The sequence below is a fragment of the Sphingobium sp. genome, from assembly GCF_048594625.1.
Classification (GTDB): Bacteria; Pseudomonadota; Alphaproteobacteria; order Sphingomonadales; family Sphingomonadaceae; genus Sphingobium.
Genome location: NZ_JBMDWL010000100.1, coordinates 1 through 21,667, shown reverse-complemented (window position 1 = coordinate 21,667; position 21,667 = coordinate 1). Strand labels below are relative to the sequence as shown.

General features: G+C 62.1%; 22 protein-coding genes and 1 pseudogene. 12 read left to right on the top strand and 11 right to left on the bottom strand.

What is annotated here, in order from left to right:
- A pseudogene (locus ACOJSJ_RS12850) lies at positions 1–427 on the bottom strand (hypothetical protein); the annotation flags it as partial.
- A gap of 155 nt (positions 428–582) precedes the next feature.
- Here ACOJSJ_RS12850 and ACOJSJ_RS12845 point away from each other — a divergent pair.
- The 3 genes from ACOJSJ_RS12845 to ACOJSJ_RS12835 are packed head-to-tail and all read left to right on the top strand — an operon-like array spanning position 583 to position 3,445.
- A complete protein-coding gene (locus ACOJSJ_RS12845) occupies positions 583–2,199 on the top strand; it encodes a TadE/TadG family type IV pilus assembly protein (protein WP_420145376.1) in 1,617 nt (538 codons plus the stop codon).
- Positions 2,196–2,795, top strand: a complete 600-nt coding sequence (locus ACOJSJ_RS12840) for a TadE/TadG family type IV pilus assembly protein (RefSeq protein WP_420145375.1) — start codon at positions 2,196–2,198, stop codon at positions 2,793–2,795. The genes ACOJSJ_RS12845 and ACOJSJ_RS12840 overlap by 4 nt, the downstream gene beginning before the upstream one ends.
- Positions 2,795–3,445, top strand: coding sequence for a TadE/TadG family type IV pilus assembly protein (locus tag ACOJSJ_RS12835; protein ID WP_420145374.1), 651 nt, complete (start codon positions 2,795–2,797; stop codon positions 3,443–3,445). Before ACOJSJ_RS12840 ends, ACOJSJ_RS12835 begins: the two co-directional genes overlap by 1 nt.
- 100 nt (positions 3,446–3,545) lie before the next feature.
- On the opposite strand, the gene ACOJSJ_RS12830 is transcribed toward ACOJSJ_RS12835, so the two are convergent.
- From ACOJSJ_RS12830 to eno, 4 genes are all read right to left on the bottom strand, one after another.
- The gene (locus ACOJSJ_RS12830; RefSeq protein ID WP_420145373.1) at positions 3,546–4,919 is read right to left on the bottom strand and encodes a pyruvate dehydrogenase complex E1 component subunit beta; all 1,374 of its coding nucleotides are present in this window, start codon (positions 4,917–4,919) and stop codon (positions 3,546–3,548) included.
- Positions 4,919–5,992 (bottom strand): pyruvate dehydrogenase (acetyl-transferring) E1 component subunit alpha, encoded by a 1,074-nt coding sequence (gene pdhA, locus ACOJSJ_RS12825; RefSeq protein WP_420145372.1) that lies wholly within the window; start codon positions 5,990–5,992, stop codon positions 4,919–4,921. The genes ACOJSJ_RS12830 and pdhA overlap by 1 nt, the downstream gene beginning before the upstream one ends.
- Positions 5,993–6,214: 222 nt before the next feature.
- Positions 6,215–6,526 (bottom strand): FtsB family cell division protein, encoded by a 312-nt coding sequence (locus ACOJSJ_RS12820; protein WP_420145371.1) that lies wholly within the window; start codon positions 6,524–6,526, stop codon positions 6,215–6,217.
- A gap of 80 nt (positions 6,527–6,606) precedes the next feature.
- The gene (eno, locus tag ACOJSJ_RS12815) at positions 6,607–7,881 is read right to left on the bottom strand and encodes a phosphopyruvate hydratase (protein ID WP_420145370.1); all 1,275 of its coding nucleotides are present in this window, start codon (positions 7,879–7,881) and stop codon (positions 6,607–6,609) included.
- 265 nt (positions 7,882–8,146) lie between these two features.
- Here eno and ACOJSJ_RS12810 point away from each other — a divergent pair, with 265 nt between their 5' ends.
- From ACOJSJ_RS12810 to ACOJSJ_RS12790, 5 genes are all read left to right on the top strand, one after another.
- Positions 8,147–8,779: a hypothetical protein gene (locus ACOJSJ_RS12810; RefSeq protein ID WP_420145369.1), complete on the top strand. Its 633-nt coding sequence runs from the start codon at positions 8,147–8,149 to the stop codon at positions 8,777–8,779.
- Between the two features lie 76 nt (positions 8,780–8,855).
- The gene (locus ACOJSJ_RS12805; protein WP_420145368.1) at positions 8,856–9,290 is read left to right on the top strand and encodes a phage holin family protein; all 435 of its coding nucleotides are present in this window, start codon (positions 8,856–8,858) and stop codon (positions 9,288–9,290) included.
- A complete protein-coding gene (locus tag ACOJSJ_RS12800; protein WP_420145367.1) occupies positions 9,287–9,601 on the top strand; it encodes a hypothetical protein in 315 nt (104 codons plus the stop codon). The genes ACOJSJ_RS12805 and ACOJSJ_RS12800 overlap by 4 nt, the downstream gene beginning before the upstream one ends.
- Positions 9,601–10,176, top strand: coding sequence for a hypothetical protein (locus tag ACOJSJ_RS12795; RefSeq protein ID WP_420145366.1), 576 nt, complete (start codon positions 9,601–9,603; stop codon positions 10,174–10,176). The genes ACOJSJ_RS12800 and ACOJSJ_RS12795 overlap by 1 nt, the downstream gene beginning before the upstream one ends.
- 103 nt (positions 10,177–10,279) lie before the next feature.
- Positions 10,280–10,501: a DUF4170 domain-containing protein gene (locus ACOJSJ_RS12790; protein ID WP_420145365.1), complete on the top strand. Its 222-nt coding sequence runs from the start codon at positions 10,280–10,282 to the stop codon at positions 10,499–10,501.
- A 171-nt stretch (positions 10,502–10,672) separates the two neighbouring features.
- On the opposite strand, the gene ACOJSJ_RS12785 is transcribed toward ACOJSJ_RS12790, so the two are convergent.
- The 6 genes from ACOJSJ_RS12785 to carA all read right to left on the bottom strand — a co-directional run bounded on the left by ACOJSJ_RS12785 (position 10,673) and on the right by carA (position 17,023).
- Positions 10,673–11,332, bottom strand: coding sequence for a rhomboid family intramembrane serine protease (locus tag ACOJSJ_RS12785; protein WP_420145364.1), 660 nt, complete (start codon positions 11,330–11,332; stop codon positions 10,673–10,675).
- A 2-nt stretch (positions 11,333–11,334) separates the two neighbouring features.
- Positions 11,335–11,811: a transcription elongation factor GreA gene (greA, locus tag ACOJSJ_RS12780; protein WP_420145363.1), complete on the bottom strand. Its 477-nt coding sequence runs from the start codon at positions 11,809–11,811 to the stop codon at positions 11,335–11,337.
- Between the two features lie 82 nt (positions 11,812–11,893).
- The gene (gene carB / locus ACOJSJ_RS12775) at positions 11,894–15,229 is read right to left on the bottom strand and encodes a carbamoyl-phosphate synthase large subunit (RefSeq protein WP_420145362.1); all 3,336 of its coding nucleotides are present in this window, start codon (positions 15,227–15,229) and stop codon (positions 11,894–11,896) included.
- Positions 15,229–15,453 (bottom strand): methionyl-tRNA formyltransferase, encoded by a 225-nt coding sequence (locus tag ACOJSJ_RS12770; protein ID WP_184271353.1) that lies wholly within the window; start codon positions 15,451–15,453, stop codon positions 15,229–15,231. Before ACOJSJ_RS12770 ends, carB begins: the two co-directional genes overlap by 1 nt.
- Before the next feature lie 26 nt (positions 15,454–15,479).
- Positions 15,480–15,848: a ribonuclease E inhibitor RraB gene (locus ACOJSJ_RS12765; RefSeq protein ID WP_420145361.1), complete on the bottom strand. Its 369-nt coding sequence runs from the start codon at positions 15,846–15,848 to the stop codon at positions 15,480–15,482.
- Positions 15,845–17,023, bottom strand: a complete 1,179-nt coding sequence (gene carA, locus ACOJSJ_RS12760; RefSeq protein WP_420145360.1) for a glutamine-hydrolyzing carbamoyl-phosphate synthase small subunit — start codon at positions 17,021–17,023, stop codon at positions 15,845–15,847. The genes ACOJSJ_RS12765 and carA overlap by 4 nt, the downstream gene beginning before the upstream one ends.
- Positions 17,024–17,177: 154 nt before the next feature.
- Here carA and ACOJSJ_RS12755 point away from each other — a divergent pair, with 154 nt between their 5' ends.
- The 4 genes from ACOJSJ_RS12755 to rpoD form a co-directional block, all read left to right on the top strand.
- On the top strand, positions 17,178–17,630 hold the full coding sequence (locus tag ACOJSJ_RS12755) for a GatB/YqeY domain-containing protein (RefSeq protein ID WP_420145359.1): 453 nt from the start codon (positions 17,178–17,180) through the stop codon (positions 17,628–17,630).
- Entirely contained in the window at positions 17,627–18,103 is a 477-nt protein-coding gene (locus tag ACOJSJ_RS12750) for an endonuclease domain-containing protein (RefSeq protein WP_420145358.1), read from the top strand. Before ACOJSJ_RS12755 ends, ACOJSJ_RS12750 begins: the two co-directional genes overlap by 4 nt.
- Positions 18,100–20,010 carry a DNA primase gene (gene dnaG, locus ACOJSJ_RS12745; RefSeq protein WP_420145357.1) on the top strand — a complete coding sequence of 637 codons (1,911 nt, stop codon included), beginning with the start codon at positions 18,100–18,102 and terminating at the stop codon, positions 20,008–20,010. Before ACOJSJ_RS12750 ends, dnaG begins: the two co-directional genes overlap by 4 nt.
- A gap of 46 nt (positions 20,011–20,056) precedes the next feature.
- Positions 20,057–21,667: RNA polymerase sigma factor RpoD (gene rpoD, locus ACOJSJ_RS12740; protein ID WP_420145356.1), on the top strand; the 1,611-nt coding region annotated here is incomplete at its 3' end.

The window sequence follows — 21,667 nt, the reverse complement described above, 5'->3', positions numbered from 1 at the left end:
CCCATATCTGCCCCGCGACGATCAGCCAGTCCGGCGCAACCTCCGCCCCGGCCAGCGCCCGGAACAGCCCGCCGCCGCGCCCGACGGCATAATCGCGCAGCCCCGGCAGGTCGATTTCCGGTTCGACCACCAACACTTCCCAGCCATCGATCATCGCCGACAGGCCCGGCGCGCCCATCGCGCCGCTGGCCCGCATGGCGTCGACCACCGGTTCGCCCTGCCCCTTCACGCCCGACTTGTCGTCGATCACATCATTCCACCAGGCGAGCCGCATTTGGCCGATCATCGCCTCGCTGGTCGTGCGCGCGACCTTCGCCAGTCGCGCGTCGAACGCCCGGATCGCCCGGTGCCGCGCCACCTGCCCCGCCACGGCATGGGCGGCCAGCATCTGCGCCAGCGGCGACAGCGCATCATCCTCCACGCTCATCGGCCAAGCCCCGCAAACAAGCGGATCTCGCGGGTTATCGGTCCTTTAACCATCTTCCTCATACACATTCTAACGAGTGGGCCTGCATAGGCGGGCAGGATAGCCGATCCGCATGCGGGCGGCATCCGGGACGCGACATGGGTGATTGCAGGGAAATGGGCAAGTTAAAGGATCGGCAACTGGGCTTTCTGACGCGGCTGCTGCGCAGTCAGGCCGGGAACACGCTGTCCATCATGGCGATGGCACTGATCCCGCTGGCCGCGATGATCGGCGGCGGTCTGGACATGAGCCGCGGTTATCTTGCCAAGACGCGCCTGCAAAATGCCTGCGACGCGGGCGTCCTGGCCGGACGAAAGGTGATGGGGACTAAGGGCGTCGTCGACACGACCGTGCGCGACGAAGTGCGCAAATATACCAGCTTCAATTTCCCGGTCGGTTATCTGGGCACCAATCTGGCAACGACGGACATCAATCCGACACTGGGCGCAAACGACCAGATCGACCTGACCCTGACCACCACCGTGCCGACCGCCGTCATGAAGATTTTCGGCAAGGACACGATGTCGATCAACGCCGTATGCAGCGCGCGGAACGATTATACCAATATCGACATCATGCTGGTGCTGGACACGACCGGCTCGATGGCCTGCACGCCCAGCATGACCACCAGCCAGTGCAGTACCTACGCCAACGCAAACAGGATTACCGCCAATCTGCCTCTGGTCGGCAAAACGCTGGAATATATATTGGAGAATAAAGACGGCTCACGGATTCAGGGCTTGCGAAACGCGCTCGCCACCTTGCAATCGCAAATGGCGACCATCGAAAGCCAGATGAACCTGAGCGAAGCCAGCAAGCGTAAGCGCGTACGTTGGTCGATCGTGCCTTTTTCCCAGATGGTCAATGCCGGTTTCAGCACCGACGCGGCAGGCGCCACCCTATACAGCCGCCAGCCGACATGGTTCAACACCAGCGGCTATTACTCCGCCCCCAAGAGTTGCAGCTGGTTAGGCTGCACCAGCCCGACGGATCACAACGCCAACTGGATGAACAAGACATGGGATGGTTGCGTCGAGGAACAATCGACCAGCAACAGCATCACATCGACGTCCAGCACGATCCCGTCGACCGCCTATGACATGCTCTACGATACCGTGCCCTCGTCCGAAGCGACCCGTTGGCTCGTGGCCGATCCCGATGCCGCGACCGGGCAATATGCCTGCCCCAAGGCGATGAGCGAATTCAAACAGATGAACGCCACCGACTTCAACAATTACTTCACGGCGGAACGCGGCTTCGTCGCCAATGGCGGCACCTATCTGGACCTTGGCCTCCTGTGGGCTGCCCGCCTGTTGTCTCGCACCGGCAACTGGGCCAGCAACAACCCGGCATCCTTCAACACCTTCCCGGTTACCCGTTATCTGATCTTCATGACCGATGGGAATATGGACACCGGCAACAGCGGCTATGGTGCCTATAACCGGGAATCCGTCTGGAAACGCGTCACCACCAACGGCAACGCCACCACCAGCAATACCAATCACACGGCCCGCATGCTGCTGACCTGCAACGCGATCAAAAATATGGGCGTGAAGATCTACACCATCTCCTTCAGCCTCGGCTCCGACCTCAGCGACGACCTGATCGACTGCTCGTCCTCCACCAATTCGACCAGCCCGGAATTTGCGTATAAGGCCGACAGCAGCAGCCAGCTGAACGACGTGTTTCGCAACATCGGCGAAAATATCGGTTCGTTGAGGCTGTCGCGATGAACCGTCTTTCCGCCTTTCGTCATCGCCTGATCGGGGACCGGCGCGGTGCGTCCATCCCTGAATTTGCGCTGATCATGATCCCGCTGTTCCTGCTGATCCTGGGCGGGCTCGACATGGGTTATCAAATCTATGTCCGGTCCGTGCTGCTGGGCGCGATGGAGCGCGCCACGCGGCTGACCACGCTTCAGACGGTCGATAATGATGCCGTGGAAAACGACATCGAATCCACGGTCAAGGGCATCGCCCCCTACGCCACCGTCGTCACGACCAAGGGCAGCTTCAACAATTACAGCAACATCAACACGATGGAGCGCCTGACCAAGGATGTGAACGGCAACAACGTCCTCGACAGCGGCGATTGCTGGGAAGACATTGACGACAATGGCATCCGCAACGTGGTGGTCAGCGGCAAGGCGAACAGTATAGGCGGCGCGGACGACATCGTCCGTTACGAAACGAAGGTCACCTACAAACGCATATTGCCGGTGTGGCGCATGATCGGGGTCAGCGACACGGTGTCGATGACCGCCAACACCCTGACCAAGCGTCAGCCCTATGAAAAACAGGATCCGGTGGTGCCCAAATGCAAGCTGTGATGGCCCCCGCGCATGCATGGCTGCGTCGCCGCATCCGCCCTGTCGCCGCCGATCGGTCCGGCGTGGCTGCCGTCGAATTCGCGCTCGGCCTGCCCGTGCTGGTCGCCCTCACCATGTGCGGGGCGGAAGCCGCCAACATGGCCTATACCTCGCAACAGCTGGGCGACATCGCCACGATGAGCGCGGACAGCGTGGGCCGGGTCAAGGAATCGATCAACAACGGCACCGTTACCGACATATTCGGGGCGATGAAGACGCTCAGCGACAAGATCGACCTGCGCAATCGCGGCCGCATCATCGTATCCAGCATCGAACCGGTGACCGACAGTTCCGGCAACCTCAGCAATCAGCGGCTTCGCTGGCAACGCTGCACCGGCGCGCTCGTCAAATCGTCGGCCTATGCCACGACGGAGGGCACAATGCTCGGCGCCAACGGCATCGTCGTGTCCAGCAGCCGCAAGATCGCTGCGTCCAAAGACAATGAAATGATCTTCGTCGAAGTCTATTACACCTATAAACCGCTCATATCCGACGCGTTTCTGGGCACGCCGCAAATGTCGGCCATCGCCGCGATCAGTGTGCGTGAACGATCGAACAACGACATCGGATCGGGCGGCACCAACTCGCCCTGCACCACCTACAGCCCCTGATCAGCAAAAGCGCATGGTACGAAAAAGGCGCCGCCGATTGCCGGTGGCGCCTTTTGTCGTTCAGGGATACGCCGCACCGTCACCGGCGCGGCGCCTATCCTTATTTGTAGCAGACCTTCTTGGCCGCTTCGACCACGCGGGCCGCATCGATCAGCGCCAGCTTTTCGAGGTTGGCGGCGTAAGGCAGCGGCACGTCTTCATTCGTCACGCGCAGAACCGGCGCATCGAGATCGTCGAAGCCCTGCTCCATGACCACGGCGGCGATTTCCGACGCAATCGAACAGGTCGGCCAGCCTTCTTCCACCACCACGAGGCGGTTGGTCTTTTTCAGGCTTTCCAGCACCGTCGCGGTATCGAGCGGGCGCAGCGTGCGCAGGTCGATCACTTCCGCGTCGATCCCTTCGGCCGCCAGCGTTTCCGCCGCGTCGAGCGCAAGTCCCACGCCGATCGAATAGCTGACCAGCGTCACGTCCTTGCCCGGACGCATGATGCGCGCCTTGCCGATCGGCAGGACATACTCGTCCACCTTCGGCACGTCGAAGCTGCGACCGTAGAGAAGTTCATTCTCCAGGAACACGACCGGATCGGTCGAACGGATCGCAGCCTTCAGCAGGCCCTTGGCGTCCGCCGCGTCATAAGGCGCGATGACGATCAGCCCGGGAACGGCGGCATACCAGGGACCGTAGTTCTGGCTGTGCTGCGCGCCGACGCGGCTGGCCGCGCCGTTGGGACCACGGAACACGATCGGGCAACGCATCTGGCCGCCGGACATGTAGTTGGTCTTGGCCGCCGAGTTGATGATGTGGTCGATCGCCTGCATGGCGAAGTTGAACGTCATGAACTCGATGACCGGACGCAGGCCGCCCATGGCCGCGCCCGCGCCGATGCCGGCAAAGCCATATTCGGTGATCGGCGTGTCGATGACGCGCTTGTCGCCAAATTCGTCCAGCAGGCCCTGCGTCACCTTGTACGCGCCCTGATATTCGGCGACTTCCTCGCCCATCACGAAAACGCGCTCGTCCTTGCGCATTTCTTCGGCCATCGCGTCGCGCAATGCTTCGCGGACGGTCGTCTTGACGAACTCGGTGCCTTCGGGAAGGTCCGGGTCGGCCACGGTCGCCCGCGCTTCCGACGCCAGCTTCGACGTGCCGCTCTCCGCCTTCTTGGGGGCTTCGTCGGTTTTGGGCGCTGCGGCAGCCGGAGCGGCAGCAGGCGCAGGGGCCGCTTCGCCGCCTTCACCGGCCATCGTCGCGATGACGGTGCCGACCTTCACGCCTTCGCTGCCTTCGGCGATCAGTATCTGGCCGATCTTGCCTTCATCCACGGCTTCGAATTCCATCGTCGCCTTGTCGGTTTCGATTTCGGCGAGGATGTCGCCGGACTTCACTTCGTCGCCTTCCTTCACCAGCCACTTGGCCAGCGTGCCCTCTTCCATCGTCGGCGAGAGCGCCGGCATCTTGATTTCGATACCCATTAATATTGCTCCACCAGCACGTCGGTATAGAGTTCAGCCAGTTCCGGTTCGGGCGAGGTTTCGGCAAAATCGGCCGCTTCCGCGACGATCTTGCGAATGTCCTGATCGATGACCTTGATGTCGTCTTCGCTGACGCCCGCGTCGATCAGATATTTCTTCACGCCCTCGATCGGGTCGGACTTGTCGCGCATCGCCTGCACTTCTTCGCGTGAGCGGTACTTTGCCGGGTCGGACATGGAGTGACCGCGATAGCGGTAGGTCTTCATTTCCAGCAGGATCGGGCCATTGCCTTCCTGCACCCACTTCAGCGCTTCTTCGGTCGCGCCGCGCACGGCGAGGACGTCCATGCCGTCGACCTGAATGCCGGGGATGCGGAAGCTTTCACCGCGGCGATACAGCTGGTCTTCCGACGAGGCGCGGTTGACGCTGGTGCCCATGGCATATTGGTTGTTTTCGATCACGAAGATGATCGGCAACTTCCACAGTTCGGCCATGTTGAACGATTCATAGACCTGGCCCTGATTGGCCGCGCCGTCACCGAAATAGGCGACGCACACGCCGCCATCATTGTTGTACTTGTGCGCGAAGCCCAGCCCCGCGCCCAGCGACACCTGCGCACCGACGATGCCGTGGCCGCCGTAGAATTTATGTTCGACGCTGAACATGTGCATCGAACCGCCCTTGCCGCGCGAAATGCCCGCTTCGCGGCCGGTCAGTTCGGCCATGATGACCTTGGGATCGATGCCATAGGCCAGCATGTGGCCATGGTCGCGGTAACCGGTGATGACGCTGTCCTTGCCGGGCTTCAGTGCCGACTGGATGCCAACGGCAACCGCTTCCTGACCGATATAGAGGTGACAGAAACCGCCGATGAAGCCCAGGCCATAAAGCTGACCCGCCTTTTCCTCGAAGCGGCGAATAAGAACCATCTGCCGATAGAATTCCAGCAGCTCTTCCTTGCTGGCCTTGTAATCGGTCGGCGTTTGCGGGCGCGGCCGGTTATGGTCCGCACCGGCCGGCGCTGCGGCCTTTGCCTTTGCGCTCGGAGCGCGCGGCGTGGTTGGTTTCGCCAAGGCTGTTGTCCTTTTGCGTGGGGGTAGGATGGAAGGAGGGCTGATATAGCGATAGAGTTGCATAAATTGCAACGGCACTCACCGCGCAATTCGGGCAGAATCCATCGCTTTTACCGAAAACTGATAGCCCGTTTACACAGCGGCAAAGAAGGCCAGCAGCAATATTGCAAATACGGCGATGTCCGCGCAAAATCCTTTCGCGAACATTCCATGGCCGTAACGTCAGTTCAGCGGAACGACCACTTCGTCATGGTGAATCACGCCCAGCTGCCGACGGATCAGTTCGTCGGCCAGATCCGGGTCCACGCGGCGCGGGTCCAGCGCCTCGACCCGGTTGCGCAATTCGGCGCGGGCGGCCTGCGTCTGCTTCAATTCGGTCTGCGCGACATGCAGCTGACGCGAATAATCGCCCCATGCCAGCACCCCGTTCGATCCCAGCACGACATAGCCCGCGAAGAACAGCAGCAACAGCAGCGCGATCGCAGGGCCAAGGGCCGAAAACAGGAGAAGACGAAGTTTAGCGATGTGCGCCATATAACAGAAGAATCACAGCAAACGGCCGACCGCAAGTGAAAAAATCACAATTGCGGTCGGCCGAGTCTTTTTACGAAAAATCAGCGGAAGATGGAGCGTCCTGCAAACACCGCCATGTCGCCCAGCTCTTCCTCGATACGGATCAGCTGATTATATTTGGCAAGCCGGTCGGAACGGGCGAGCGACCCGGTCTTGATCTGCCCGCAATTGGTGGCAACGGCGAGGTCGGCGATGGTCGCATCCTCGGTTTCGCCCGAACGGTGCGACATGACCGCGCTGTAACGCGACCGGTGCGCCAGGTCGACGGCGGCCAGCGTTTCGGTCAGCGTGCCGATCTGGTTGACCTTCACCAGCAGCGAATTGGCCAGCCCCTTGCCGATGCCCATGGCCAGACGCGCCGGGTTGGTGACGAACAGGTCGTCGCCCACCAGCTGGACCTTGTCGCCGATCTTGTCGGTCAGCGCCTTCCAGCCTTCGAAATCATCTTCGCTCATGCCGTCTTCGATCGACTTGATCGGATAGTCGGCGGCCAGCGCGGCGAGGTAATCGGCCATTTCGACCGGGCTGAGCGACAGGCCTTCGCCCGAAATCTCATATTTGCCGTTCTTGAAAAATTCGGTCGCGGCGCAGTCCAGCGCCAGCACGACGTCGTCGCCCGGCTTGTACCCGGCCTTTTCCACCGACAGCATGATGAAGTCGAGCGCATCGCGGGTCGATGCGATGTTGGGCGCGAAACCGCCTTCATCGCCGACCGACGTCGCCAGCCCCTTGTCGTGCAGGCCCTTCTTGAGCGTGTGGAAGATTTCCGAACCGATGCGCACCGCGTCGGCGATGCTTTCGGCACCGACCGGCATGATCATGAATTCCTGGAAATCGATCGGGTTGTCGGCATGTTCGCCGCCATTGATGATGTTCATCATCGGCACCGGCAGGACATGGGCGGACACGCCGCCGACATAGCGATAGAGCGGCAGGCCGCGCGCATCGGCCGCAGCCTTTGCCGTGGCGAGCGACACGCCCAGTATCGCGTTGGCGCCCAGACGCGACTTGTTTTCGGTGCCGTCCAGCGCGATCATCGCGGCGTCGACTTCGCCCTGATCCTCCGCGTCCAGCCCGACCAGTTCGCCGGCAATCTCGTCATTCACGGCGGCAACCGCCGCCAGCACGCCCTTGCCCAGATATTTGCTCTTGTCCCCGTCGCGCTTTTCCACCGCTTCATAGGCGCCGGTGGACGCGCCCGAAGGCACGGCGGCGCGGCCGAAGCTGCCATCTTCCAGCATGACGTCGACTTCGACGGTGGGATTGCCACGGCTGTCGAGGATCTGGCGGGCGTGAATATCGAGAATGGCGGTCATGAACGCTCCTGCATTTGCGGTCGTTACGGCGGCCTTGCGGCCATAGATGCGCGCCTCGCTTAACCAGAGCCTTCTATATTGGCAATGGCCTTGGCGGCTCAGCAAAGGGGTTGCGCCTGTGCAAAAAATGCCGATGTTCGAAAATGTAACGGCTACGGAACTGTAGGCCGCCGCGAAGCATTGGACCTGTCGATGCCGCCTTGGCTACGCAGAATCGATGCCGGGCCGGAACCATGCTGAATTTATCGAGGGAGTGAACAGGACGATGGCCGACACACCGGAAACCCCGCCCGTCAAGCGCGTGAAGAAGACGCCCGTCGCCAAGCCTGCGAAGACGAAGGCGGCAAAGCCCGCCATCGCCAGCCCCTCTTCCCCGGCGGTAAAGACCGCGCCGGTCAAGAAAGCCGCCACGCGTAAGGCCGCCGCGCCTGAGGAGAACCCGGGCAATGTCGCCGCGTCGCCCAGCTGGACCGCACAGATCGCACCGATCAAGGAACAGGCCGAAAAGGCCGCGAAGGCGGCAGCGGACAAGATCAACGCCGTCGACTGGAAGGCGCATATCGATCCAATCAAGGAACAGGCGGGCAAGACCGCCCTGTCGGCCGCTGGCGTGGCGAAGGACAAGACCGGCACCGCGATGCAGAGCCTGGCGAAGCTGATCTCCGATACGGCCGGCACCGTCGATGCAAAGCTTGGCCCCCAATATGGCGACTATGCCCGCCAGGCGGCGGAATCGGTGGCTGGGGCCGCCGATACCCTGGACAGCAAGGATGTCGACCAGCTGCTGGGCGAAGCGCGCGATTTCGTGCGCAAAAGCCCGGCAGTTGCCATCGGCGCGGCGGCCGTGGTCGGCTATGTGTTGATGCGCCTTGCCAAGGGATCGGACGACAAGGCCTGATCGCGCATCAGCCCGAACCGACCGACGCCCAGATTTTCACCGACGCGCAGGCCCGCTATGCGGGGCGGAGGGCCAATTGATTGACGAACCAGCGGACACGGCGGTCACACCGCCGACCGATGGGCAGCCCGACGGCGCGCCCGATACAGCTGCGCCCGGATATGGTGTGCAGGACGATGGCGCGCAGGAGGAAAGCGTGAAGGAGGTGCTCTCGCGCCTCTACGCAGACGGCCGCGCCTATGCCGCTGCCGAGGCGGAAAAGCAGAAGCTGCGCGCCACCATCATCGGCATCGGCGTGCGCAATGCGGCGATCTTTGCGGTCATCGCCCTGATGCTCGCCTTTGCCAGCATCATCGCGCTGCTCGTCGGGCTGATCATCGCGCTGTCGCAACTCGTCGCGCCAATCTGGGCCACGCTGATCGTCGTGGGCGGCGGGCTGCTCCTCACCCTTCTGTTGCTGCTCGGCGCAAAGGGCTGCATCAGCCGCATGAAGAAGGCGATCGCGCCATGAATCTCGAAAGCCGCTACCGCGCCGCCTGCGACCGGGCGGACGTTGCCAGGGGACGCCTGCGCCTGACGGCGGACGATGCAAAGGCACGCATAACCCCTGCTCGGTTGAAGCAGGATGCAAAGGACGGCCTCGGCAACGCCGTATCTAACAGCCTGTCCAACATGAAGGCCAAGGCGCTGCAACGCCCCGTCGCAACCGGGGCAGCGGCCACCGCCTTTGGCCTATTTCTCTTCCGCCGCCCGCTGGCGGCACTTTTCGGACGGTTATACGTTCGATTCACGCATAACCCCGAATTATCGGAGACGGAATAATGGCTGACATCCGCGCACAGATCACCCGCGTTCGCGAAGCCGCCAATGATGCGGCCACCAGTGCGTCCGACAGGATCAAGGATACGACAGACAAGGCCCGCGAAAGCGCGGGCGACCTGATCCAGACCGGCCGGGACAAGGCCAGCGAGGCCTATGGCGATGCCAGGGACCGTACCCAGCGTGTCGCGACCCGCGCCAATGAAATCGTGCAGGAACATCCTATTGCCGCGGTCGCTGGCGCTGTGGCCGTCGGCGCGGTTGTCGCATGGATGTTTCCCAAGAGCCGCCGCGTCATGAAGGCGCTACCCGGCCTTGCCGTTACGGCAGGATCGCGCGTGCTGGAGGCTGCCGTTGCCGCGCGTGCCGCCGCGGCCGACGGCGCCGAAAGCGTGAAGCAGGGCGCGTCCAACGCCTTGCACGCGGCAGGCGATGCCGCGGCCGATGCGCGCGAAACCGTGGTCGCGGCCGACATTCCGGCCAAGGCGTCGAAACTGGCCGACGACGTCGCCACGCTCGTCGCGGCAAAGGTCGACGCGATCAGCGAGGCGATCAAGGCCCGATTGCCGAAAACCTAATCGCGATTGCCCGATACGCAATCGCCCTATCCCGTCGTATCCTTGGCTGATGCTGGCGACGATGCTAAGGCGTCGGCACAGTCAAAGGAGAATAGAAAAAGCCATGAGCAAAATGCATCTGGTGATGGGCGGCCGCGTAACCAATCCGCAGACGCTGGAATTTCAGGACCTGTCCGCCGTCGATCTGGTCGGCGTCTATCCCGACTATGCTTCGGCCGAAAAGGCCTGGCGCGGCGCGGCGCAGCGGACAGTCGACGACGCCGAAATGCGCTATGTGATCGTGCACCTGCACCGCCTGCTGGAACCGGAACTGCCCGGCGCATAAGGCATGGTGACGCCATCTGGCACAGATGACGGCTCGCAGAATGCGGTAAATATAAGATATTTGGAGCATGATCCGATTTAATCCACTCAGATCATGCTCTAAAAATTTCCATTCGCTTCGAGCGAAGTCGGGAAGGCGATCCCGATCTAGCCCGACACGAACGACAGCCTGTCAGTGGACCGCGCGCGGTTTCTTCCTGAAACGCCAGCGCAGCAAGGGCCGGGTCAATAGCAGCCCGATCAGGAAGCCGCCGATATGCGCGGCTATGGCGATCTGCCCCAGTTCGCCCATTCCCGCGCCGCTGGCGACACCGATCATCAGCTGCACCGCAATCCACGCGCCCGCCAGCCACAGCACCCGCACCAGATTGGCGGACAGTGGCCCGATCGCGCGTACCTGTTGCTGGCTATAGAGCAGCGCATAGGGGGCGATGATCGCGGAAATGGCGCCGCTTGCGCCCACCATCGGATTGGTCGACGCGGGATCGATCGCCCATTGCGCAAGGCACGCGCCATAGGCCCCGACGATATAGAGCGTCAGCGTCCCGCCCCATCCCAGCACATGTTCCACCTGCCGCCCGCAGAACAGCAGCATCAGCATGTTGAAGCCGATATGCAGCCAGTTGGCATGGATGAAAGTGCAGCTGAGCGGCGTCAGGAAAGCGGGCACGGCGGCCATCCCCTCCAGCAGCGCCGGATCGCCCAGACGCGCCGGGATGAACCCGCCTATCAACGCCGCCTGATCGACCTGCCCCGTCAGAAACAGCAGCAGAAATGCGGCGAAGGTGATCGCCGCAATCCCGTTGGTCAATCGTCCCGCAGGCAGCCGCACGATCAGATGAAGTCGATCTTGTCGACCAGATAGAATTTGTCGCCCGCAGGGACCGACACTTCGACCTCTTCACCGACCTGACGGCCGATCAGCGCACGCCCCAGCGGGCTGTTATAGCTGATCATGCCCAGCTTCGCATCGGCTTCGGCCTGACCGACAATCTGGTACTTCACCGGCTTGTCGTCTTCGTCAAGCAGCGTCACGGTCGCGCCGAAAATGATCTTGTCGCCCGACAGCGTCGTCGGATCGATCACCTGCGCGCGCGACAGCTTGTCTTCCAGATCGTTGATCGTCGCTTCGACCTGCCCCTGCCGTTCCTTGGCCGCGTGATATTCCGCGTTTTCGGACAGGTCGCCATGCGCGCGCGCTTCTTCGATGGCGTCCACGATCAAAGGCCGCTCGGCCTTCAGTTCGCGGAGCTGCGCATTGAGCTTGTCATAGCCCTGTTGCAGCATCGGCATCTTTTCGACGGTCGCCATTCCCTATAAATCCTTCGTCAAAACTTCCCTCCGACGGCCCATCCCTCAGGGCCGCCCCGCAGCGTCATTCCTGTGCAGGGGATCAAGCGTGCGACAGAGGATAATAGGACTGGAGCGACCGCACTTCAAGGGCATGGCCCCGCAAAGCCTCGATCGCGTCCGCCGCGGCGACGCTGGCCGCCGCCGTGGTGAAGCTCGCCACCTTCTGACGCAGGGCGCTGGTGCGGATCGCCTTGCTGTCTTTCAGCGACTGCCAGCCCTCTGTCGTGTTGAAGATCAGCTGCACGTCGCCGTCGGTGATCTTGTCCACGATATGCGGGCGACCTTCGGCGACCTTATTCACCTTTTCCACCGCGATGCCGTTATCCGCCAGATAATCGGCGGTGCCGCCCGTCGCGATCAGCTTGAAGCCCATCGCCACCAGCTTGGCCGCTGCCGGCAGGATGACCGGCTTGTCGGTGTCCTTCAGCGATATGAACACGGTGCCGCTGGTCGGCAACACGGTGCCCGCGCCGATCTGCGCCTTGGCAAAGGCGATGGCGAAATTGCTGTCGATCCCCATGACTTCGCCGGTGCTCTTCATTTCCGGTGACAACACCGGATCGACGCCGGGGAAGCGATTGAACGGGAACACCGCTTCCTTCACCGCCACATGGTCGATCGCGTTACGGTCGATCCTGGGCAGATCCTTGATCTTCTCGCCCGCCATCACGCGGCTGGCGATCTTGGCGATCGGCGTGCCGATCGCCTTGGCGACGAAGGGCACCGTGCGGCTGGCGCGCGGGTTGACCTCGATCAGGTAGACGACGCCATCCTTCACCGCGAACTGGATGTTCATCAGGCCGCGCACGGACAGCGCACGGGCCAGCACATCGGTCTGCCGCTCGATTTCCGCGATGATCTCGTCCGACAGGCTGTAGGGCGGCAGCGAACATGCGCTGTCCCCGCTATGCACGCCCGCTTCCTCGATATGCTGCAACACGCCCGCCACGACCACATCGTCGCCGTCGCACAGCGCATCGACGTCCACTTCAATGGCGTCGCGCAGATACTGGTCGATCAGCACCGGGGATTCGCCCGACACCTGCACGGCGGTGGCGATATATTCCTCCAGCTGCGCCTGCCCATCGACGATTTCCATCGCCCGGCCGCCCAGCACGTAGGACGGACGCATCAGCACCGGATAGCCGATGCGATTGGCGACCGCGATCGCTTCTTCCCGGCTGCGCGCAATGCCGTTCGCGGGTTGGCGCAGCTTCAGCTTGTCGATCAGCGCAGCGAAACGCTCGCGATCTTCGGCCAGGTCGATGGCGTCGGGCGACGTACCCAAAATCGGGATGCCTGCATCCTCCAGCGCCTGCGCGAGCTTCAGTGGCGTCTGCCCGCCAAACTGCACCAGTACGCCCGCCAGCGTCCCCTTCGACATTTCGACATGCAGGATTTCCAGCACGTCTTCGGCCGTCAGCGGCTCGAAATAGAGGCGGTCGGACGTGTCATAATCGGTCGACACGGTTTCCGGGTTGCAGTTGACCATGATCGTTTCAGAGCCAGCCTCGCTCAGCGCGAAGCAGGCATGGACGCAGCAATAGTCGAACTCGATCCCCTGCCCGATCCGGTTGGGACCGCCGCCCAGGATCACGACCTTCTTCGCTTCGCTGGGCTGCGCCTCATTTTCCGCCTCGCCGAAAATCGGCGCTTCATAGGTGGAATACATATAGGGCGTCTTCGCCTCGAACTCGGCGGCGCAGGTGTCGATGCGCTTGAACACCGGGCGCACGCCCAGCTTGTGGCGCAGCTTGCGCACCTCATCCTCGGTCACGCCGCCGGTCATCGCCTTGACCGCTTCGTGGATCAGGCCCGATCCGCGGGCGATGCCCCGCTCCATGCCGCGCAGATTGGCGGACTTGAGCGCGAGATAGGCAAGGCGCTTGTCGGAAAAGCCCATGGATTTCAGGCGACGCATGGCGTCGGCATCCTGCGGCAGCCCGTTATCCAGAACCTCGGCTTCGGCATCGACGATTTCCTTGATCCGCTCCAGGAACCAGGGATCGAACTTCGCGATATTGTGGATTTCCTGAACGCTCAGCCCTTCACGCAGAGCCTGCGCGGCGACCAGCAGCCGGTCGGGCGTCGGTGCGGCCAGCGCCGCAATGATATCGTCCTTGGGCGCGCCGACCAGATGATCGACCGTGTTGAAGCCGGACAGGCCCGTTTCCAGACCGCGCAGCGCCTTCTGCATCGATTCATGGATGTTGCGGCCGATCGCCATGACTTCGCCGACCGACTTCATCGCCGTGCCCAGCAGCGGCTCTGCGCCCTTGAACTTTTCAAAGGCGAAGCGCGGGATCTTCGTCACGACATAGTCGATGGTCGGCTCGAACGACGCCGGGGTCGCCCCGGTGATGTCATTGTCGATTTCGTCCAGCGTGTAGCCCACGGCCAGCTTCGCTGCGACCTTCGCGATCGGGAAGCCGGTCGCCTTCGACGCCAGCGCGGACGAACGCGACACGCGTGGGTTCATTTCGATGACGACCAGTCGGCCATCCTTCGGGTTGACCGCGAACTGCACGTTCGACCCGCCGGTTTCCACGCCGATCTCGCGCAGCACCGCAATGGATGCGTTGCGCATGATCTGATATTCCTTGTCCGTCAGCGTCAGCGCGGGGGCGACGGTGATGCTGTCGCCGGTATGGACGCCCATCGGATCGACATTTTCGATGGAACAGATGATGATGCAGTTGTCGTGCTTGTCGCGCACGACCTCCATCTCATATTCCTTCCAGCCGAGCAGCGATTCCTCGATCAGCACTTCGGTGGTCGGCGACGCGTCGAGGCCCCCGCGCACGATGTTCATGAACTCGTCGCGATTATAGGCGATGCCGCCGCCGGTGCCGCCCATGGTGAAGCTGGGACGGATGATCGACGGCAGGCCGGTGAACTCCAGCGCCTCCATCGCCTCTTCCATCGTGTGCGCGATGCGCGAACGGGCCGATTCCAGCCCGATCTTGTCCATCGCGTCGCGGAACTTGATGCGGTCTTCGGCCTTGTCGATGGCTTCGGCGTCCGCGCCGATCATCTGCACGCCATATTTGGCGAGCGTCCCGTCGTTGAACAGCGCCAGCGCCGTGTTCAGCGCCGTCTGCCCGCCCATCGTCGGCAGAACCGCGTCCGGCCGTTCCTTCTCAATGATCTTCGCCACGATTTCGGGCGTGATCGGCTCGACATAGGTGGCGTCGGCAAATTCCGGGTCGGTCATGATCGTGGCCGGGTTGGAATTGACCAGGATGATGCGATAGCCCTCTTCCTTGAGCGCCTTCACCGCCTGCGTGCCGGAGTAATCGAACTCGCACGCCTGACCGATGATGATCGGACCAGCGCCGATGATGAGGATGGAGGAGATGTCGGTTCTTTTAGGCATCAGAAGTGGCTTTTCCCGATCTGCACCAGCTTTTCAAAAGCGGTTTTATCTAAGCGAATTGTTTGCGAAACTTTCCCAGGTATTTCTCGGCCGGGTCGGCCATAGGTATCGATCTGGATCAGCTTCTCTCGGCCGCAATCTACGAGCCGAACGATGGTTTCGACCTCTTCATGAGGTCGGGCATTGTCTAGATGTTCAACCTTAAAGTCGCGCACCGTCGCCATTGCTCAATCCCTTCCAAGATGTGCCATCAATGCACGCCCCCCGCCTGCGCTTCGCATCCCCAGCCGTCATATTCGACGCCGCAGAGGATTTCGATCTGGAGGCATTTCTTGGTCAGCGCGCGGATCGACGCTTCATCGACCGGCTGCACGCACTCCAGAAACAGGAACAGGTCGCCTTCCTCATCTTCCTCCCGGTCGAGTTCGACAAAGCCGAACTGGCTGGCGATGGTGAGGACGCGCTCGAAATCCTGCTCGCTGCCCCGGAAGCTGACGTCCACGGGCCGCGCGATGCGCGCGACGTCGCCATTGCGCTTCAGGTTGGCGAGAACCTCACGGTCCGCCTCCCACTCGGCGGCAAGGCGCGCTTCGTCAACGGGGGGCAGCTTCTGGCTCACGCCGCGACCGCGCCCTTGATGCCGTCCACGAACCGCTTGAACAGATAGAAGCTGTCCTGCGGCCCCGGCGACGCTTCGGGATGATATTGCACCGAGAAAGCATTTTTGTCGGTCAGTTCGATGCCGCAATTGCTGCCGTCGAACAGCGACACATGGGTCGATCGCGCGTTGGCGGGCAGGCTGGCGTCATCGACCGCGAAACCATGGTTCATCGACGTGATCTCAACCAGACCGTCCGACAGGCGCTTGACCGGATGGTTTGCGCCGCGATGGCCCTGATGCATCTTGATGGTCTTCGCGCCCACCGCCAGACCCAGCAGCTGGTGGCCAAGGCAGATGCCGAAGATCGGCATATTCTCGGTCAGCAGCGCCGCGATGACGGGCACGGCATAGGCGCCGGTCGCCGCCGGATCACCGGGACCATTGGACAGGAACACGCCGTCGGGCTTCTGTTCCATCACCTGTTCATAAGTGGCGGTGGCGGGCAGCACGGTCACGCGCGCGCCGGCCTGTACCAGATTGCGGAAGATATTGTTCTTCGCGCCATAATCGATCGCGACGACATGGGGGCGATCTTCGCCTGCTTCATCCAGACCATAACCATGGCCCAGCTTCCACACGCCGTCCTTCCACAAGCGGCTTTCCTTGCCCGTGACTTCGATGGCGAGGTCCATGCCCTCAAGGCCGGGCCAGCTGGCCGCCTTCGCCGCCAGCGCCGCAATGTCGAACGCGCCGTCGGGATCATGGGCGATCACGACATTGGGCGCGCCCTTGATGCGGATGAGGCGCGTGAGCGCGCGGGTATCGACCCCGGCAAGCCCGATGCGGCCATTTTCGCGCATCCACTGATCGAACGGTTCGACATTGCGGAAATTGCTGGGCGCGGTGACATCCTGCCTCACGATGCAGCCCAGCGCATGGGGCGCCATGGCTTCCACGTCGTCCAGATTGGTGCCGACATTCCCGATGTGCGGGAAGGTGAAATTGATGATCTGCCCGGCATAGGACGGATCGGTCATGATCTCCTGATAGCCGGTGATCGACGTATTGAAGCAGAGTTCGCCCACCGCATCGCCCACCGCGCCAAAGCCGCGGCCGAACACCGCACTGCCATCGGCAAAAACCACGACCCCTGTCGCTCCTTTGGGCACAATGAGGGTCTTGGCGTCTGCCATGGTCTGCGGTCCTTTATGCTTTTGCGGGAACCCGTCTGGTGCGGGTTAAACGGCCGGTCACCTATGCCTGTGCGGGCTTGAGGTCAACGTCTGTTAAAAATCTCTTTTGCCGCTATATCTGATCCTTTCCGGAAAGAGACAGGATTCGATCGCCATGATTCGCGAGCAGGTAAAGAGCGCCCAAATTGAATCCATGAAGGCAGGCGACAAGGAACGGCTGGCCGCCGTGCGCCTGATCCTGGCGAAGCTGAAGGATCGCGACATCGAACTGCGCACCGCGTCCAACGTGCCGGACGACGACGCCGTCGTGGTCGAAGTGCTGCAAAAAATGGTGAAGCAGCGCCGCGAATCGATCGACATGTTCAAGAGCGGCGGCCGCGATGAACTGGCGGCGAAGGAACAGGCCGAACTGGACGTCATCGCCAGCTTCCTGCCCCAGCAGCTGACCGAAGAAGAAACCAAGGCCAGGATCGAAGACATCAAGGCCGAAGTCGGTGCGCAAAGCGTGAAGGACATGGGCAAGGTGATGGCCGTGCTGAAGGAACGCCACGGCAGCGTAATCGACATGAGCAAGGCCAGCGGGCTGGTGAAGGCGGCGCTTGTGTGAGTGAAAACGGGGGAGCGGCACCCGATCTCTCCCTCCCGCCTGCGGGAGGGGGCCGGGGGGTGGGCTCCTCATATCGGCTTGCGCGGCCAACCGGTGATGCGCGCAATCTGCGCAACAACGCCACGCAAGCCGAGCGTCGGTTGTGGCGCCACCTTAAAGGCGCGCAATTGGCTGGGCTTAAATTCAGCCGTCAAATGCCCATTGCTGGCTTCATCTGCGATTTCGTCTGCCGCTCCCATAAGCTGGTCATAGAACTCGACGGCAGCCAGCATGTCGATGCGGCACATTATGACGCCATGCGGACCAAAAAGATCGAAGCTCAGGGCTACCGGCTGATCCGCTTCTGGAATAACGATCTCACAGAGAATCTAGAGGGCGTGTTGGAAACTATCGTCAGGGCAGCTTTGGGTGGCCCGGTTGAGCCCACCCCCCTGCCCCCCTCCCGCAAGCGGGAGGGGGAGGAAGACGCATGACCCTCACCCCCCAATGGCTGGACGAACTGCGCGCGCGCACGTCGCTCTCGACCCTCATCGGCAAGAGCGTGAAGGTCACGAAGGCGGGCCGCGAATATAAGGCCTGCTGCCCCTTCCATAATGAAAAGACGCCCAGCTTCACGATCAACGATGAAAAGGGCTTCTATCATTGCTTCGGTTGCGGCGCGCATGGCGATGCGATCCGCTGGATGACGGAAAATCGCGGTCTGCCCTTCATGGAGGAGGTAAAGGAACTGGCCGCGACCGCAGGCATGGACGTCCCCGCCGCCGATCCCCGCGCCGCCAGGCGCCAGCAGCAGGCGAAGGGCCTGCACGACGCGATGACCGCCGCGCAGGGTTTCTTCGAGGAGCAGCTGGGCGGCATCGACGGCGGCGAAGCCCGTGCCTATCTGCAAAAACGCGGCATAACCGACGCCACCCGGCGCGCCTTCGGTTTCGGCTATTCCCCGGACGGGCGCGGCCGGCTCAAGACCGCGCTCAAGGATTTCGGCGATCCGATGCTGGTGGAAGCGGGCCTGCTGATCGATCCCGAAGCGCTGGAGCAGGGCAAGGACAGCGGCAGGAAACGCGACAGCTACGACCGTTTCCGTGGCCGCCTCATGCTGCCCATCCGCGACATTCGCGGCCGGGTCATCGCCTTTGGCGGCCGCATCCTTGGGACGGGCGAACCCAAATATCTGAACTCGCCCGACACGCCGCTCTTCGACAAGGGCCGCACCCTCTACAATATCGACAAGGCGTCCCCGGCCAGCCGCTCGTCCGGCCGCGTCATCGTGGTCGAAGGCTATATGGACGTGATCGCCCTCGCTCAGGCGGGTTTTGGCGAGGCTGTCGCCCCGCTCGGCACCGCGCTGACCGAACATCAGATCGAACGGCTGTGGAAGATGGTGGAGGTGCCCGTCCTCTGCTTCGATGGCGATTCGGCGGGTCAAAAGGCCGCGATCCGCGCCGCGACGCGCGCCCTGCCCCTGCTGCGCCCCGGCCATAGCCTTTGTTTCGCCACGCTGCCGACCGGACAAGACCCCGACGACCTGATCCGCGCCAGTGGCCCCGCCGCCATGGAACGCGTCCTCGACACGGCCGAGCCGCTGATCGAACGCCTCTGGAAACATGAGCTTTCGGTCGCCCCGCTCGACACCCCGGAACAGAAGGCGGCGCTCAAACAGCGACTTCGCGCCATATCGGATGCGATTGCCCATCCCGATGTGCGCGCCCATTACGCCCATGAATTTCGCGAACGCTATGATGCGCTCTTCTTCGCCCGCCGCGATTCGACGCCGACGCAGCAACGCTTTCAGGGCGGCGGCGGGAACAGCGCGCCGCGCTGGCAACGCGACAAACGCGGCAACTGGAAAGCCCCCATTCCCCCCGCAGGCACCGAAGCTCGCGCCATCGGCGGCAGCGGCATGGAACAGCGCCTGTTGCGCGCGGTACTGGCCGCGCTCCTGCGCCATCCCGAACAGATCGCCCCCCATCGGGAGATGCTGTCGGCCCTGCAAATTGCCGATCCTTTGCTGGCGCAACTGCTCGCGGCGATGGTCTCCTTATCTTTCCGCAAAGAAACAGTTGAAACACAGGCCCTCCTTACCATATTGGGGCAAGGTGAGTTGTATAATATGGCTAAGGGGATGCTCCGGGCCGACGCATTTACACTCACTCCCGACAGGATGGCCGCCGACCCTGATCGCCTTGCGCGCGATCTGGAGGAGGCCATTCGGGTGATGGCGCAGGGACCGGAGCTGGAAACGGCATTGGTGGAAGCTACAAGACGGTTCGAACATGACGTCAGCGAAGTAAATTTCGCTGAACAACAGCGTATTCGTACGCTGAAGGCCGATCATGATCGACGTCTGGCGGAACTGGCGCAGTCCGAAGACATTGTTTGATTGAGGTTAGCCCTTTTTCGAAGGGCGGCGAAGGCAAGGCGAATACATGGCGACCAAGGCGAACAGCAAGAATGGCGGGGCAGGTGATGGAGAGGAAGGCGGCGATGCACCGCTGCTCGATCTGAACGAAGCGTCTGTCAAGAAGCTGATCGCCCGCGCGAAAAAGCGCGGCTACATCACCTATGACGAACTGAACGACGCCCTGCCTCAGGACCAGATGTCTTCGGAACAGATCGAAGACATCATGGCCGCGCTCAACGAAATGGGCGTGAACATCGTCGAAAATGAGGAAGCCGGCGAAGACGGCGAAGATCAGCGCGACGATAATGACGATGATTCGGGCGATGAGGGCGGCGAAGACGACGGCCCCAAGCTGGTCACCGAAAAGAAGAAGGAAACGGTCGATCGCACCGACGATCCTGTTCGCATGTACCTGCGCGAAATGGGCGCGGTGGAACTGCTCAGCCGCGAAGGCGAAATCGCTATCGCCAAGCGGATCGAGGCCGGTCGCGACACGATGATCCTGGGTCTGTGCGAAAGCCCGACCACCTTCAATGCGATCATCGAATGGTCGACCGCGCTCAACAACGGCGAAATGCAGCTGCGCGAGATTCTCGATCTCGACGCCATGCTCTCCAAAGACCCGGCTCCTGAAAATATGGAGGACGGGGCCGAGGATGACGATGGCGAAATCAGCGAAAAGACCGCCGGTCCCAGCTTCAAGGAAGAAGAAGAGCCGGAGGAGGAATCCGCCGACGGCGATGAGGATGAGGACGGTGCGCCCCGCGCCCGCCGTGAAGAGGATGAGGAAGAGGACAACACCCTGTCCCTCGCCCAGATGGAAGAAACGCTTAAGCCCATGGCGCTTGAGAAGTTCGCGACCATCACCGAAATCTTCCGCGCCTTTTCCAAGGCGCAGGAACAGCGCATGGTCGCCATGGCCAATGGCGATACGCTGAGCCAGAAGGCCGAAGACGCCTATCACGAACTGCGCGAACAGCTGACGGCGGAAGTCGAAAGCGTCCAGTTTCACCAGCAGAAGATCGAATATCTGGTCGATCAGCTCTATGCCTATAACCGGCGCCTCACCGCGCTGGGCGGTCAGATGCTGCGTCTGGCCGAACGGCACAAGGTCAGCCGCAAAGATTTCCTCGACCGTTATGTCGGCCATGAACTGGACGATGGCTGGATGGACAAGGTGCAGGGGCTGGACAAGAAATGGTCCGCCTTCGCCGCTGCCGAAGGGCGCGCCGTCGACCGCATCCGCAACGAAGTCAGCGAAATCGCGCAGGCGACCGGCATGTCGCTGTCCGAATTCCGCCGCATCGTGAACATGGTGCAGAAGGGCGAGCGTGAAGCGCGCATCGCCAAGAAGGAAATGGTGGAGGCGAACCTGCGCCTCGTCATCTCCATCGCCAAGAAATATACCAATCGCGGCCTGCAATTCCTCGACCTTATTCAGGAAGGCAATATCGGCCTGATGAAGGCGGTGGATAAGTTCGAATATCGCCGCGGTTACAAGTTCAGCACCTATGCCACCTGGTGGATCAGGCAGGCGATCACCCGTTCGATCGCGGATCAGGCGCGGACCATCCGCATCCCGGTCCACATGATCGAAACGATCAACAAGCTGGTCCGCACCAGCCGCCAGTTCCTG

Coding starts and splice junctions, on each gene's coding strand:
- ACOJSJ_RS12845 (WP_420145376.1), top strand. CDS start 583: ATGGGCAAGTTAAAGGATCGGCAACTGGGCTTTCTGACGCGGCTGCTG.
- ACOJSJ_RS12840 (WP_420145375.1), top strand. CDS start 2,196: ATGAACCGTCTTTCCGCCTTTCGTCATCGCCTGATCGGGGACCGGCGC.
- ACOJSJ_RS12835 (WP_420145374.1), top strand. CDS start 2,795: ATGGCCCCCGCGCATGCATGGCTGCGTCGCCGCATCCGCCCTGTCGCC.
- ACOJSJ_RS12830 (WP_420145373.1), bottom strand. CDS start 4,919: ATGGGTATCGAAATCAAGATGCCGGCGCTCTCGCCGACGATGGAAGAG.
- ACOJSJ_RS12820 (WP_420145371.1), bottom strand. CDS start 6,526: ATGGCGCACATCGCTAAACTTCGTCTTCTCCTGTTTTCGGCCCTTGGC.
- eno (WP_420145370.1), bottom strand. CDS start 7,881: ATGACCGCCATTCTCGATATTCACGCCCGCCAGATCCTCGACAGCCGT.
- ACOJSJ_RS12810 (WP_420145369.1), top strand. CDS start 8,147: ATGGCCGACACACCGGAAACCCCGCCCGTCAAGCGCGTGAAGAAGACG.
- ACOJSJ_RS12800 (WP_420145367.1), top strand. CDS start 9,287: ATGAATCTCGAAAGCCGCTACCGCGCCGCCTGCGACCGGGCGGACGTT.
- ACOJSJ_RS12795 (WP_420145366.1), top strand. CDS start 9,601: ATGGCTGACATCCGCGCACAGATCACCCGCGTTCGCGAAGCCGCCAAT.
- ACOJSJ_RS12790 (WP_420145365.1), top strand. CDS start 10,280: ATGAGCAAAATGCATCTGGTGATGGGCGGCCGCGTAACCAATCCGCAG.
- greA (WP_420145363.1), bottom strand. CDS start 11,811: ATGGCGACCGTCGAAAAGATGCCGATGCTGCAACAGGGCTATGACAAG.
- carB (WP_420145362.1), bottom strand. CDS start 15,229: ATGCCTAAAAGAACCGACATCTCCTCCATCCTCATCATCGGCGCTGGT.
- ACOJSJ_RS12770 (WP_184271353.1), bottom strand. CDS start 15,453: ATGGCGACGGTGCGCGACTTTAAGGTTGAACATCTAGACAATGCCCGA.
- carA (WP_420145360.1), bottom strand. CDS start 17,023: ATGGCAGACGCCAAGACCCTCATTGTGCCCAAAGGAGCGACAGGGGTC.
- ACOJSJ_RS12755 (WP_420145359.1), top strand. CDS start 17,178: ATGATTCGCGAGCAGGTAAAGAGCGCCCAAATTGAATCCATGAAGGCA.
- dnaG (WP_420145357.1), top strand. CDS start 18,100: ATGACCCTCACCCCCCAATGGCTGGACGAACTGCGCGCGCGCACGTCG.